The sequence below is a fragment of the Neiella holothuriorum genome, assembly GCF_019457915.1.
Classification (GTDB): domain Bacteria; phylum Pseudomonadota; class Gammaproteobacteria; order Enterobacterales; family Neiellaceae; genus Neiella; species Neiella holothuriorum.
Genome location: NZ_JAHZSS010000023.1, coordinates 41,622 through 56,389, shown reverse-complemented (window position 1 = coordinate 56,389; position 14,768 = coordinate 41,622). Strand labels below are relative to the sequence as shown.

Below are 14,768 nucleotides of genomic sequence, written 5' to 3'. Positions count from 1 at the left end.
ATGAGTGTATTTATTCAAGTTGTTCAACACTTAAAGCCCGGTGGTATTGAAACCATGGCGTTGGATTTGTGCCGCATGCGCGAGCGGGGGGAAGTGGCTTATGTGGTGTCGTTGGAGGGCACCAAAAAACAGGCGTTGCTAGATTGGCCCAAACTAAGGCCGTTTGCGGATCACTTGTTGTTTCTCGATAAACAGCCGGGTTGGCAGCCATCACTCATCAAGCGCTTAATGGATTTGATGCGATTTTTTGACGTCGCCAGCGTGCATACACATCATATCGGACCCTTGGTATATGCCGGAATCGCGGCGCGTTTGAGTGGTATCAGCAGCTTGATTCACACCGAACATGATGCTTGGCACTTACAGGACAAAAAGCGTTGCCGTTTGCAACGATTGATGCTGAGCGTGGTGAGGCCACAGTTAGTTGCTGACGCTAGGCTTGTTGCTAAGGATATGAGCCGTCACTTGCGAGTATCAACCGGTGATGTGCAAGTCATTCAAAATGGTATTAATACCGAGCGATTTTGTTTGGGCTCCAAAGCGATAGCCAGAGCTGCGCTTCAACTCCCCCAGACTTGTGCCTTAGTAGGTGCCGCTGGCAGATTAGAGCCAGAAAAAGGCCACTCGGTATTGCTGCAAGCTGTAGCTGAGTTAACCCCTGACGTTCATCTAGCCATTGCCGGCGATGGCTCGCTAAAGACTGAATTACAAGTGCTGAGCGAACAACTGGGTATCAACGACCGAGTTCATTTTCTTGGCAATGTTGAACAAATGCCTCAGTTTTACCAAGCCTTAGATCTGTTTTGCTTACCGTCCTTTAACGAGGGATTGTCGTTGGTTTTGCTCGAAGCCCAAGCCTGTGGCATCCCCGCGGTTGTCACCAATGTCGGCGCCAGTCATGAAGCTTTGTGCCCAGGGTCTGGCCATTTGATTGAGCCCGGCGCGCCGAAACAAATGGCGGCGTGTTTACAACAAGCGTTAGCAAAGCCTTCCGCGGTTAATCCGCGATTGTTTGTGACCGCCGAAGGAGACGGCAAAACAATGGCGAAGCGGTACGCAGGTTTACGTAATTCTTGGGTCTATGCAGCGTAACTGAGGCGATGAGGATGATTGAATTTATAACGTTAATGTCGTTGTTTTTAGTGGCTTATCACCATGTGATATACCCGCTGTTATTAGCTTGGTTAGGCGATCGTCAAGGACGATCGGCAAGCGAATCGTCAGCTCAGAAACTACCAAACGAACCTGCGCAGTGGCCACGCATCGAGTTGTTGATCCCCGCTTATAACGAACAAGATTATGTGGCCGATAAACTGTGGATGTTGGCCTTTTTAGATTATCCGGCGGAGCGCTTGTCGATTCGTTTGCTATGTGATGGCTGCACCGATGACACCGTCTCTGTTGCACGCCAGACATTAACCCAACTGCCGTTCTGCGAATTTTCTATTGAAGTCGCGGAATATGCCAATAACCGCGGCAAAGTCGCGCTACTTAATGAGGCGATCGCCGCATCCACTGCAGATATTGTGGCGTTATCTGATGTGTCGGCGATTATTTCCGTTGATGCCATGAAGATGGCCGCGCGTCATTTTCAACTGACTGATGTCGGCGTGGTTTGCGGCAGTTATCAATTGCTAAACCCAGGCTCCGATGGTGAAGCTAAATATTGGCAGTATCAGCGCAAAGTACGCCAAAACGAGGCCAATTTAGGCGCTCTGCAAGGTGCCCATGGCGCCTTCTACCTGATCCGGCGTGAAGCCTTTTGTACCCTGAAAAGCGACACCATCAACGATGATTTTATGTTGCCGATGAATATCGTTGCGCAGGGCTATCGAGGTGTTTACGAGCCAACCATTTGTGCTCTGGAGCTTGAGCACGCGAGTGATGCGTTAGATCGTAAACGCCGCCGCCGTATTGGCGCGGGTAATTTGCAGCAACTTATTCGCCTCCGTCAGTTACTGTTACCTCGCTTCAAGGGCGTGGCGTTTACCTTTGTTAGTGGTAAAGCGTTGCGGGTATTGTGCCCATTCTTAGTGCTCGCCAGTATGGTAGGCGCTGCGCTATTGGCAAGTAATTCTATTTGGTTTGCTGGGTTGTTGGCGCTACAAGTTTTGGGGATCGCACTGGCATTGTTGCCGCGTTTGAATCCTTCTTACGCCTGGCCTTCACTTCTAAAAGCCCTGAATTATTTGATCGAAGGTCACTGGAATTGTTTGCTCGGCTGTATCAGCTACGTACAGCAATCGGTGATGCGCCGCTTGGGTCGCGCTTGAACGCCATTAGCCTGTTTCGCATTTTGCAAAAAGCCGCAAATTCAACTCTTGAATAGCAGGATTTGGTGACCTAACTAATTGAAAATTAGTCTTTAATACCTATTGGCACGTCCCTCGCAATAGTTCTGCATCGGTAATATATCGGAGTAGAACATTATGGCTACCGTGCTAACCCACTACCAATCACACCCTGAGCTGCATGTCTCCCTCGTTAATGACAATGTTGCTATCGAGCGTCAACTTGATCGTTTGCTTGATTCCATTACCACCTTTGAGCGCGACAGCTGCGTCGTTTTGCACATGGCGGATCTATCAACGCTGTCTGTACCGCAGTTGTCATTAATGTTGTTACTGGCAAAACGGTTGCGAGCAAATGGCAGTCGATTGTTCACCCACGGCTTAGCGGGGGAGTGTCATCGTATGGTGCACTTGCTACGCGTCCATCTGGTTATCCCTGAATACGTCACCGATCAGCCTGCTCAAGCCGGTTCTGATCCAATGCCAATTGCCGCTTAATGTTGGCTGCTAGGGAGTTGTAACGATGCGCATTGTATTCATCATCTTCGCTTTATTAACGCAAGGCTGCGCGGCTTGGCCTGAGCAAGGAACAGGCGGCTTTGCCGAGCACAACAGCTTGCTGCTGAGCTTGCTCGATTTAAGCCAACAAGAAGCCATGGGGCCAGAACATGGGCTTCGATTTGAACTAATCATCAGTAAACACCAGCTCGATTTATTGGTGCTCGAAGGTGCTGAGTTGTGTTTTCCAGCATCGGTTGAACAGGCAAGACTGCGCGAGCAGCGAATCATGCGCGAGCTTAAAGGCGGGCTTGAACAAGATGCTGCCAACGGCTTAGAAGTGCAACAGTATTTTTTGGCTGAGCTTGAGAATCGGCTCGATGCCGTCACCTCTAATGGCGCGTGTCAGGTGAACTTTGCCGGCCAATTGTCATTATCGCAGTTGCAGCAAAGTCTGTTGCCCTTGCTTAATTCCAACAATCAATTTGAAACGGATTCGTCAAACCTCACGCCAGCTTATCAAGATCAACTGCAACGCGCGTTGCCCATGGTGAAACAAGTCCCGCTCGACATGCTCGTTACCGGTCATACCGATCCGGTGGGCAATGCGAGTCACAACCAAACGCTGTCATTGGCCAGAGCCAGCGCCGTGGCAGAATTTCTGACCGATCACGGTATTGATAAACAACGCATTCGAGTTCAAGGCGCATCATCAACTCGGCCTTACACCAAGGGCAACTCAGTCGACGATTTTCATTCAAGCCGACGAGTCACCATTAATTTAATTGAGCAATATGCGTTAGGAGAAACCCATGAATAACAACGCTAAATGTTTATGGCTGATGCTGTGCCTAATGCTTCCATCAGGGATCGTGTTGGCTGGCAGCGAGCTCATCCAAAGTGGGTATCAAATTCAAATTGTGATGCCAGGTGAACCTAGTTTTACCCAACCCTTTGAAGTTGATCGGGCTGGCCGCTTACAGCTCCCCGAAGTTGGTGCCGTGCCTGTTGCCGAGCTCGATGAAGTACAAATGGCGCAAGCGGTAACCCAAGCCCTGAGTTTGGCGTATCGAGATTTATCAGGATTAAAAGTCTATGTGGCAGCAGAACGGATCCGCATTCAGGTGATGGGTTATGTACAAACGCCCGGAGAGATCACCATGGAAGTGGACGCCGGCGTACAAATCGCATTACAGCAAGCGGGCGGTTTGCGTCCGGGCGCGCAGTTGGATCGGATGCAATTGCGCCGCGCTGGTGAGCAACAGGTTTTTGATTACAAACAATACCTCGATAGTGGCGATCTCAATGCGCTGCCTAAGCTGAAATCGTTAGACACCATCTTTGTGCCGGCGTCTAGCAAAATTGGCAATGTGGCAACTGTGTTCGATCCTGTTGCCCTCAACGACAAAGGCGATGCTGCTGAAACGCGAACAGCAATCAAAGTGTTCGGCGAGGTGTTTAAGCCGGGCAGCTTTTCGTTTCGGCAGAACGCCTCGCTCGTCGACATGTTGATGCGCGCTGGCGGTGTCACACGTTACGCCAGTGTGGAGCAGGTTCGCGTCATTATTGATGGCCAACCGATGCTGTTTAACCTGACGCAATACTTAGATACCGGTAACGAGGCGCTGATGCCGCAGCTACAGCCTGGAACAACAATATTCGTGCCCAAGCAACAAGAAGAAATTAAAGCCGGCGCCAACACCGTCTATGTGATGGGTGAAGTGTTTAAGCCTGGCGCTTATGAGGGCCACAATGACGCTGGATTTCTTGATGTATTGGCCAATGCGGGGGGGCCAACCCGTTTTGCAGAAACCAGACAGATTCGAGTGATCCGACAGGGCGGCGATATCGAAGCATTTGATTTGTTGGCCTATACCGAGGGGATCAATGCAAACCTACCTCAAATCGCTGCCGGTGATGCGATCTTCGTACCCGAAAAGACCGATTTAAACGAAAAATCGTGGACCAAGGTAGCGCCAAATCGCGCGGTACAAGTGATGGGCGAAGTTAACCGCCCCGGGCGTTTTGAATGGTCAGATGAAATGTCGCTGATGGATTTACTTGCCCATGCCGGTGGCCCCAAACGCAATGCTGACACTGCCAACATCCAAATTGTGATCGCTTTAGAAGACGGTAAAACCGACACCGTCCGATTCAATTTGAACCACTTTTTGTCAGGCAAAATGGTTCGGGAACAATTGCCAGCTATCGCCGCTGGTAGTTTGGTGATGGTGCCTGAGTTACCCGATGATCCGTCGGACAACAAATCGCAGTGGGTGCGTCAGGCGTCGGATGATTCCATTTATGTCTTTGGCCAAGTTGGCGCACCGGGTCGTTATCGTTTCGATCCGGAGATGCATTTTCTCGATATTTTAGCGGCAGCAGATGGTCCTAATGGTAATGCCGATATTAGCAATGTGCGGATCAGCCATCGAAATGGCAAAAGGGCAAAGATTAGCAAGTTAGATTTAGGGCTGTACTTTGAGACAGGTGACGAGAACCTGTTGCCAAATGTGATCCCAGGGGACTCGATTTATATTCCAGAAAAAGATCGCCCTTGGCTGGCTGAGTCGAAAGAATCAACCGTTCGCGTATTAGGTGCTGTGGGGAAGCCAGGGCGTTACCGCTTTAACGATGATATGACGTTGCTTGATCTACTTGCTGAAGCGGGCGGTATTAATGACAACAGCTACCCAGAAAAAATCACCGTAGTAAATCTATCTTGCTGTCGCGACCAAGCGCGTTCTTTCGATTTGCTGGCATTTAGCCAAACCGGCAATTTCGCCATGCTACCGGTATTGCGCGCAGGCGATACCGTTTATGTGCCATCGGAAAAAGACAGTGACTGGTTTAAAGCGCGTCAGGGCTTGGAAGACATTTTTAGGGTGGTGAGTATCAGTGCCTTGTTGGGGTTCATCTAATGGCGTTACCGATTACCTATCAAGAAGTTGAGCGTGTTTATCAACGCTTATTGCTCAATGGCGTTCGGTGCTTGGCAGTGTCTTCGGCGCAGCCGGGGGAGGGGGTTAGTCTGATGGTCGATGCGCTAGCAAAACGAGCGGCGAGTGTTGGTAAGCGGGTGCTGATTGTCGATTTTAATCTATTTCATCCGCGCATCGGTGCTGACAATTGGCAGTGGCGACATGGCCAGCCACCTGAATCTCGCATCGGTACCCATGATGCTGTGCATTGCTTACCTGCGCCAATTGATGCGGCAACACGCCTCAATTTAAAGGAGCCGGGTCAATTGGAGGCGTTAGTAAAAGAATGGGCCGAACAATACGATCTAGTGTTGTTTGATTGCGCAGCGCAACAGTTGAACAATCAATCAAATTTGCCGCCGGCACGGGTGATGGCCGCCGCTGATGGTGTGGTGCTGTGTTATATGGCGGGGGTGACGGCAAGTTGCCAATTAAAAACCTGTTGTCAGCAGCTAAGCCAAGATGGGGTCAACATCCTGGGTGTGGTGATTAATGACCGGTTTAATCCGCCGCTAAAGCTTGAGTTGATTCGCAATTTGCAAAAATTGTCGAAGTATTGGCCCAAACTAACCACGTGGCTTGCAACAAAAGTCACGGATTCTCAACTACTTTCATTGCGACACTAAGTTTTTAGCGGGCTGGAATACTACATGAAGCTAGGCATTCGTTGGAAAATCATTGGCGCCATTACAGCGGTTGAAGCGCTGCTTTTTTCTGCCGTGGTTGGGTTTGGTTTCCATTGGTTTTCTGACCTGAATCATCAGCCCGTAACCGCAGAACAAACACACCAACTGATGGTTGTTCTGGTACTTCTGGTGATTGCTGGAATTGGTTGCACGGCGTTCATGGTAAACCTGTTAACGACTCGCTTCGCTCACCAATTAATTCGCCTCACTAAAACCGCCCAACTTATCGAAAACAAGGGACCGGGGGTACAAGTTGATATTCCCGAAGATGATGAAGTAGGACGTTTTGCGGCGGCATTTAATCAAATGTCGTTGTCATTAGAAACCACCCAAAAAGAACTTCACGCATCGTTGGAAGTACAAAAAAAGCTATCTGAATTGCTCGACACCCATCGCGGCATTTTGAAGGCGACGATTTCCTCTGCGCTCGATGCTGTGATTGTGATTGATCACAATGGCCTTGTGGTTGAGTTCAATAAAAGTGCTGAGCAGATGTTTGGTTATAGCCGCGACGAGATGCTTGGTCACGAACTTGCCGAGTACATTATTCCAGACAAATTTCGCAATGCGCACCGCGCAGGTATGAAACGCTTTCGCGATTCCGGTGAAGCCAAGGTGTTAGGGCAGCGCATTGAATTGGTGGCTCTGCATCGAGATGGTCATGAATTCCCCTGTGAGTTGGCGATCCATGGTGTCAAAGTTGGTAACGAAACCCACTTTACTGCATTTATGCGGGATATTAGCGAATGGAACTCGTTAGAGCGGGAGCTACGCTTGGCGGGCCATGCGTTTGATGCCAATGAGGCCATTTTTATTACCGACGCTTCGGCCAATATCCTGCGTGTTAATCAGGCATTTACCCGCATCACCGGTTATGAAGAACAAGAGGTGATTGGCAAAAATCCGCCAATCTTATCGTCCCATGAGCACGATGGCGCCTTCTATCAGCAGATGTGGCAGGACTTGACTAAAAACGGTAAGTGGTCGGGCGAAATTATGAATCGCCGCAAAGATGGCGAATTGCTACCAGAATTACTCAGCATCTCATCGGTGACGCAAGAAGATGGCAGTATCAGTCACTACGTTGCCCATTTTGCCGATTTGCGGGAGCAAAAAGCGGTGGAGCAATCGCTGCGTCAAGCGAGAACCGAAGCTGAGTTAGCCAGCCAAGCTAAAAGCCGCTTTCTTGCCACCATGAGCCACGAAATACGCACGCCGTTAAATGCCATCGTCAATATGAATCGGCTGCTGTTAGAAACGTCACTGACACAGCAGCAACATCACTTGGTTAACGCAGCCGATGATGCCGGCAATGTTCTGCTGGCAATCGTCAACAACGTGTTGGATTTTTCTCGCATAGAAGCTGGGCAGTTTGCGTTGAATCCAGATTGGTTCAACCCAAGCCATGTGACCCAATCCTTGGTTGACTTGTTTCAAGCAAGTGCCGCGCAGAAACGAATTGATTTAACGCTAGAAAGCACGTTGAACACGCCCAAGGAAGTATACGGCGATGCGCTTCGTTACCGACAAATCTTACTCAACCTCATTGGTAATGCCGTTAAATTTACTCAGCGCGGTGAAGTAAGCGTTTTGCTCAGTCTTGATGATTCGGGCATGAGTATTAGCGTCGTTGATACTGGACCTGGCATTGAATCGGCTAAGCAGCCGTTTCTATTTGATGAGTTCTACCAGTTGAAAGACATCAACAGCATGGATCGCTCAGGCACCGGCCTTGGTCTTGCCATCACCAAACAGCTTGTCGACATGATGCAAGGCACCATTGAACTCGAAAGCAAACCCGGTACTGGCAGCACATTTAGTATCTGGTTGCCGTTGGAGTCGCGGGCAGCAAAAACTAACGAAGCGGCCAAACAGCAAGCGCCAAAGCGCGACACCGCTGCTCGGAGTATCAGCATTTTATTGGTTGAAGACAGTGCTTCAAATCGTGCTGTTGCCCATCAAATTCTGTCTAATCTAGCAAGCACTGTGGTGGAAGCTGAAAATGGCAAAGTCGCGTTAGAAATGGCGGCCACACAACGCTTTGATTTGATCTTGATGGACGTTGCCATGCCTGAATTAAATGGGTTGCGGGCAACCGAAATGTTACGTGAGCAAGAAGGTTTAAACAGGGATACGCCAATTGTGGCGATGACGGCAAATGCATTTAAAGAAGATAAACAAGCATGCCTAGAAGCAGGGATGGACGACTTTCTAAGTAAGCCCATTGATATTGCCGCGATGAGGGCCAAAGTTGCGCTTTGGTCGGCGCAACGATCAGAGCGGTGGCAAAAGCCCGAACCGCAACCCGTCCAGCTCGGATCAGATGATACGGCCGTCATAGCGTTGGATAACAGCGAAGGCTTTCATTATGAAACCATTGCGCTGTTGGATGAAGCTGTGCTGGACACCCTGATACGGGAAACAAGTTTGGCAACCGTTAACAACATACTGGTGACGTTGAAAGAAGAAGCGCAAGCACGGGTGTTTGCCATAAAAGTTTTGGCAGCCAAGGAGCAATGGCAACAAGTAGAAATTGAAGCCCATACGGTGAAGAGCAGCATGGGAACATTCGGTGCAACTCGGATTCAACAGCTTGCAAAAGATATTGAAAGTGCCGCCAAGCAACAAGATCAGGAACAGATCACCATATTAGAGCCGCGTTTACAGTTGATGCTCGACAACACCATGCAGGCATTACAGGCCAAATTAGCGCGCGATAGCGATACCAATCAGGAGTAGGGCAAATGGGCAAACATGATTCCATTTTGTTGGTTGAAGACAGTGACTCGCTGGCTGCGGTTTATCAGGCATATTTGGCCGAAGAATCAGCCACGTTGACGCGTGTTGCCAGTGGCGAAGCGGCAATTCGGGCGATGAATGAAAACCCGCCGAGCGTTCTATTGCTCGATCTAAAATTGCCCGACATGAGTGGCTTGGATGTGCTGCAGTGGTTAAACGGCCAACGTTTTGACCCCGTTGTTATCATGATCACAGCGCATGGCTCTATCGACGTTGCCGTAGATGCGATGCGTTTAGGAGCCATCGATTTTTTAGAAAAGCCATTTGATGGTGCTCGGCTACAAGTGACTGTGCGCAACGCGATGAAGCTCAGTCGCTTGCAAAACTTAGTCGAAGGCTATGAAGCAGCCTCGTCGCGCTCGAGCTTTCAAGGGTTCATTGGCGGTAGCTTGCCGATGCAGCAAGTATATAAAATGATCGAAGCCGTGGCGCCAAGCAAAGCCACCGTGTTTATCACAGGTGAAAGTGGCACAGGTAAAGAAGTCTGCGCTGAAGCAATTCATCAACAAGGCCCCAGAGCCAATAAACCATTTGTTGCACTGAATTGCGGAGCCATTCCAAAAGAGCTGATGGAAAGTGAAATTTTTGGCCACGTAAAAGGCGCTTTCACTGGCGCCCAACGTGAACGAAGAGGTGCTGCGTCACTCGCCGATGGCGGCACGCTGTTTTTGGATGAAATCGGTGAAATGGACATGGATCTGCAGACCAAATTACTCCGATTCGTTCAAACCGGTCGATTTCAACGTGTTGGCGGCAGTGCCGAAGAAGCCGTGGATGTTCGTTTCTTATGTGCGACCAACCGTGATCCTTGGCAGGAAGTGCAAGCAGGGCGATTTCGGGAAGACTTGTACTACCGACTTTATGTGGTGCCCATTCATTTACCGCCGTTACGCGACCGCGGCCAAGATGTGCTGGCCGTTGCCCAAGTTTTGCTTAATCAATACGCCAAAGATGAAGGGAAAAAATTTCGCCGATTTTCGCCCGACGTCAAGCTGGTGCTGACGCGCTATCGATGGCCTGGCAATGTTCGCGAATTGCAAAATGTGATCCGCAATATTTGTGTTCTCAATGATGCTGAGCAGGTCGCGGTAGATCATTTGCCGCAAAACCTAATTAACCAGTTAGATGAATTGCTACCGGAACGCGAAACCCGCAACGACAGTGACCTTGAATTTGAATTGGTCGATCCGAGCGAGCTTTTAGATCCCTCAGACGTTAACGAAGCGTTGTTATCATCGCCGTTGCAAGCGCTTTGGCTGACCGAAAAGCAAGCCATTGAACATGCCATTGAACATTGCGATGGCAATATTCCTAAAGCGGCTGAATTGTTAGAAGTGAGCCCATCGACGATTTACCGAAAAAAGCAAAGCTGGGAACAAACGACCGCCGATTAGGACGAGTTAGCGCCTTTAATTGAACGAGGCCGTGGGGAACGGCCATGCCATTTTCCGGGGCGAGGCACTTAGTGGGCGCGATAAGTGCGATACAACAATGACGAATGTGCTTGGTGACGCATGTGGTTCCAATACTCGGTAACCACATGCTGTTTATCTTTCGGCATTAACCATTCGAATTAACCTTTGTTCAGGTTTGCTGCTAGTAGCCTTGGAAATCGTCCTTTAGGTTGATGATTGCGCTAGCACTTATTTGTTCGGCATTGAATCCAACCGACACCATAAATTTACCAGCATCTATCCGCCAGCCACCCTGCTCAACATCGCAATAAGCAAAGTCCCTCAATCCCAACGTGAAGTTCAGGGTTGTGCGCTCACCTGATGCAATGATGGGTTTAGCAAATGTTTTGAGCTCTTTGCTTGGGCGGTCGAGTGCTGGTGCTAGCTCTGAAGTGTACAGCTGAACAACGGTAGCGCCTTCGCGTTGACCGGTGTTTTCAATAGTCACAGCCACATCAACACGGTTTTGATCGCTGACGTTAACGACCAAGTCAGAGAGTTGGAAGCGGGTGTAACTCAAGCCATAGCCAAATGGAAACAGTGGCTTAATTTGGTGTTTATCATAGTGGCGATAACCAATATCTAAGCCTTCACCATATTCCACCTGACCATCAATTCCAGGGTAATTCAGCGGCGAATTGGTGTGGGTTGGGTTGTCAGACCAACACCGTGGGAAGGTTTGCGGTAAACGACCAGTGGGCTCCTGATCGCCAAAAAGAACATCGGCAATTGCGTTGCCGCATTCTTGTCCGGGGTACCAAGCTTGTAGAACGGCCGGTACCGATTCAAGCCAAGGTAACTCCACCGGCCCACCTGTTTGCAACACCACGATGGTATTAGGGTTGGCCTCTAGCACAGCTTCAACCAATTCGTTTTGGCGGCCGGGTAGGCTGATGTCTTCTAAATCACTGCCTTCGGTGTCCCATTCGCCCGAGCGACCGATAAATACAATTGCGGTGTCGGCATTGCGGGCAGCGTTTGCGGCTTGTTGAATCCCCTCAGATCCTAATGGCTGAGAAATACCTAGGCGCCATCCTGACACCATAATGTTGTCGGGTTGGCGGTTACAAAATAAAATATCGATGTCGTATGATTTTCCTGCCTCTAGCGCTAGCTGTACAACAATTTCATCGCAACCTTCTTCAAAGAAAGTGCGCCCCTTTAGCCATTGACTGGTGGCATCGAGTACTAGCTTGCCATCGAGGTACACCTTGGCATAGCCAGCACAATGAAAACCTAGGTTATAGATGCCGGTGTTAGGGGCGTCAAACGAGGTATTAATGCGGGCGGAAAAGTTGAACTTTGAAACCTTGTTATCGGCAAAGTCGATATCCCAAAATGCGATGGCACTATCGAGCACTTCCTGATAGACCGGCTCGCCAGCCCAGTGTTTGTTGTCGTAAAACGCAACCGTTGTTTTGCCCTGATGCAGCGGCTCCCAGCGATAATTACTGCAGCCTTCGGCAAAGACCAAACGTTGCTCGCCTAATTTTGTAACTAAACCATCCCATGGCGAAATGCGATAATGAGGCGTTAGCTGAGCTGAGCCGCCACCCATGATTTGGGCAACCTTGGCATTGGGCCCAATGACGGCGACTGTGCCACAATTATTGAGATCAAGCGGGAGTTTGTTGTCTTGGTTTTTTAATAAAACAGTGGCTTCTGCACCGGCTTTTCGAATTAACGCCCGATGGCTTTCTAAATCGTCGCTTCGCTCAACAAAGGGCTGTTCGTCATCAATCGAACCGACCCGTTTCATGAGCGTTAAAATAGCCATTGCGCTTGCGCGGACCGTGTCACGACTAACTTCTCCATCAGCTACTGCTGCTAACAATTTAGCGCCACGGTCACGCGTCGGCCCTGGCATTTCAAGGTCAAGGCCGGCGTTGATTGTGGGGGCGGTAGAACGCGAACCATACCAATCAGACATGACGACACCGTCAAAGCCCCAATCCTTGCGAAGCGTCTCGGACAGTAACCATCGGTTTTCGGCCGTGTAGCAGCCATTGAGTTTGTTGTATGACGACATAACAGCCCACACACCAGCTTTTTTAACGGCATCTTCAAACGGACGAAGGTAGAGCTCGCGCAAAGTGCGTTCATCAATGACCGAGTTGATGGTGGTTCGCTCGAATTCACTTTCATTGCCAACAAAATGCTTGATAGTTGAGGCAACACCTTCGCTCTGCTGGCCTTTAATGTATGCAGTGGCTAATGCCGCGGTAAGCTCCGGATCTTCTGAAAAACATTCAAAATTACGACCATTGGTGGCTGTTCGGTGAATATTGACTGTTGGTGCCAATGAAACGTGAGCGCACTTCGACTTCACTTCTTGGGCGATGGCTTGCCCCACTTGTTGGGCTAACTCGGTATTCCAAGTTGCCCCCAAGCTAATTGCTGCGGGAAAAGCTGCTGCGGTGGTGGCATTAATATACGTACCGCTGCCACGCGCGCCGTTTGGGCCATCGGTCACGCGAAGTTTGTTGATCCCCAGACGAGGGATCGCCGGTAGTGACCATAAGTCTTCTCCGGATAGGAGTGAAACTTGTTCTTCTAGACTCATTTGGTCAACCAACGATTCGACGCTTTTGTCATGCTGCATTTAATGTACTCCCAAGTTACTGCGTTGCTTGCTGTGTTGCGTTGAAGCACTCCTGCACCCTTGTTAAAAAGGCCCGAAAGAAGCGTTAGTCGTTCGCGCCACTGGTGGCACCAGCTGGTTATTTAGTAGCACTCTTCAACTGACTTTTAAGCGAACAAACAGCAAAGCTATAATTATGAATAATTGAATTTATAACGTTGCAAATTGCTTTTGTAACGATTTAAAATATTTAAATCCACATGTTAAATCACATTTATTTGACCTTTTTTAAGTGCATTGTTGGCGCTAAGCCGATGGAGCTAAGCCGATGGAGCTAAGCCGATGGAGCTAAGTCGGTGGGGTTAAGTAGGTGGGGTTAAGTCGGTGGGGCTAAATCAGTAGGGTCAAGTAGTGGCGTAGGCCATGACGTAACGAAACGCCTTTCATTGGGAGCTGCGAAAGAATGGCAAAAATCACCCTCAAGACAATTGCCGATGCGCTAGATTTTGCTGTCACCACAGTGTCGCGAGCGTTAAAAGATGACCCGGCGATTAAACTGCAAACGCGGCGTGTTATACAGGCCAAGGCGCGTGAACTTGGCTATGTGCCAGATAGAGCAGGGGTTCGCCTTCGTACCGGCAAGACCAACGTCATCAGTTTGGTATTGCCGGTTGAACCCAATATGTCGAACGTGGTCACTCGACTTACGGTTTCGGTTGCTGAAGTACTAAAAGGTACTAGCTATAACCTCAATACCAGTTACTGGTTTGAAGGGGATGATCCGTTAGGCGTCATCAAACAAATTGTAGAAACGCGCGCAGCGGATGGGTTGATCCTCAATTACACAACGCCTGATGATCGGCGAGTTGATTATTTAAAGAAACAAAACTTTCCATTCGTCACCCATGGCCGCACCAGCCAAACGGATAACCACCCATATTTTGACTTCGATAACGAAACCTTTGCTTGTTTGTCGGTTAACAAACTGAAGCTAAGAGGGCGTCGGAAAATCATGCTTATTTTACCGCCTCCCGAGTTAAGTTATACCGGTCACTTGCAACGAGGCCTGCTACTTGGCCAGCAGCAAACTGGCGTCGCGTTAGTGGCTTGTCCCACAATTCATTCTGATTCTCCGTCAGCCGATATTGAAGCTGAAGTAACGGCGATGTTGTCGACCATGCCTGACATCGATGCGATTATTGCAAGCTCATCAACGGCAGCCATGGTGACTGTTGCAGTTTTAGAAGCGCAAGGGCGCACGCTAGGAAGCGATATCGATGTACTCGGACGAGAGGCAGCGCCATTTTTAAAATTGCTGCGAAAAAACTTATTGCTAGCAAATGAAGATGTCGGCAAGGCTGGCAATTTTTTAGCACGAGCGCTAATTCATGCCATCGAGCAGCCGAATGAAGCGCCCATGCAAGGGATGGATATTCCAACGATCGAGCAGATCAATTAGCAGCATCCTTGAATTAAAC

The 14,768-nt window shown here is 49.4% G+C and carries 10 protein-coding genes; 9 read left to right on the top strand and 1 reads right to left on the bottom strand.

The annotated features are described in order from the left end of the window. The 8 genes from K0504_RS15695 (at position 1) to K0504_RS15660 (ending at position 10,649) form a co-directional block, all read left to right on the top strand. Positions 1–1,092, top strand: a complete 1,092-nt coding sequence (locus K0504_RS15695) for a glycosyltransferase (RefSeq protein ID WP_220105103.1) — start codon at positions 1–3, stop codon at positions 1,090–1,092. A 14-nt stretch (positions 1,093–1,106) separates the two neighbouring features. Beyond that, positions 1,107–2,273 (top strand): glycosyltransferase family 2 protein, encoded by a 1,167-nt coding sequence (locus K0504_RS15690; RefSeq protein ID WP_220105102.1) that lies wholly within the window; start codon positions 1,107–1,109, stop codon positions 2,271–2,273. 156 nt (positions 2,274–2,429) lie between these two features. Next, the gene (locus K0504_RS15685) at positions 2,430–2,789 is read left to right on the top strand and encodes a hypothetical protein (RefSeq protein WP_220105101.1); all 360 of its coding nucleotides are present in this window, start codon (positions 2,430–2,432) and stop codon (positions 2,787–2,789) included. 25 nt (positions 2,790–2,814) lie between these two features. Further along, entirely contained in the window at positions 2,815–3,609 is a 795-nt protein-coding gene (locus K0504_RS15680; protein WP_220105100.1) for an OmpA family protein, read from the top strand. Beyond that, entirely contained in the window at positions 3,602–5,710 is a 2,109-nt protein-coding gene (locus tag K0504_RS15675) for an SLBB domain-containing protein (protein WP_220105099.1), read from the top strand. Before K0504_RS15680 ends, K0504_RS15675 begins: the two co-directional genes overlap by 8 nt. Next, positions 5,710–6,396 carry a P-loop NTPase family protein gene (locus tag K0504_RS15670; protein WP_220105098.1) on the top strand — a complete coding sequence of 229 codons (687 nt, stop codon included), beginning with the start codon at positions 5,710–5,712 and terminating at the stop codon, positions 6,394–6,396. The genes K0504_RS15675 and K0504_RS15670 overlap by 1 nt, the downstream gene beginning before the upstream one ends. A 24-nt stretch (positions 6,397–6,420) precedes the next feature. After that, the gene (locus K0504_RS15665) at positions 6,421–9,195 is read left to right on the top strand and encodes a PAS domain S-box protein (protein WP_220105097.1); all 2,775 of its coding nucleotides are present in this window, start codon (positions 6,421–6,423) and stop codon (positions 9,193–9,195) included. A gap of 5 nt (positions 9,196–9,200) precedes the next feature. Further along, positions 9,201–10,649: a sigma-54-dependent transcriptional regulator gene (locus K0504_RS15660; RefSeq protein ID WP_220105096.1), complete on the top strand. Its 1,449-nt coding sequence runs from the start codon at positions 9,201–9,203 to the stop codon at positions 10,647–10,649. A 202-nt stretch (positions 10,650–10,851) separates the two neighbouring features. On the opposite strand, the gene K0504_RS15655 is transcribed toward K0504_RS15660, so the two are convergent. Then, positions 10,852–13,311, bottom strand: a complete 2,460-nt coding sequence (locus tag K0504_RS15655) for a beta-glucosidase (RefSeq protein WP_220105095.1) — start codon at positions 13,309–13,311, stop codon at positions 10,852–10,854. 442 nt (positions 13,312–13,753) lie between these two features. Between K0504_RS15655 and K0504_RS15650 the strand changes: the two genes are divergently transcribed. Further along, positions 13,754–14,749: a LacI family DNA-binding transcriptional regulator gene (locus K0504_RS15650; protein WP_220105094.1), complete on the top strand. Its 996-nt coding sequence runs from the start codon at positions 13,754–13,756 to the stop codon at positions 14,747–14,749. Positions 14,750–14,768: the final 19 nt, after the last annotated feature.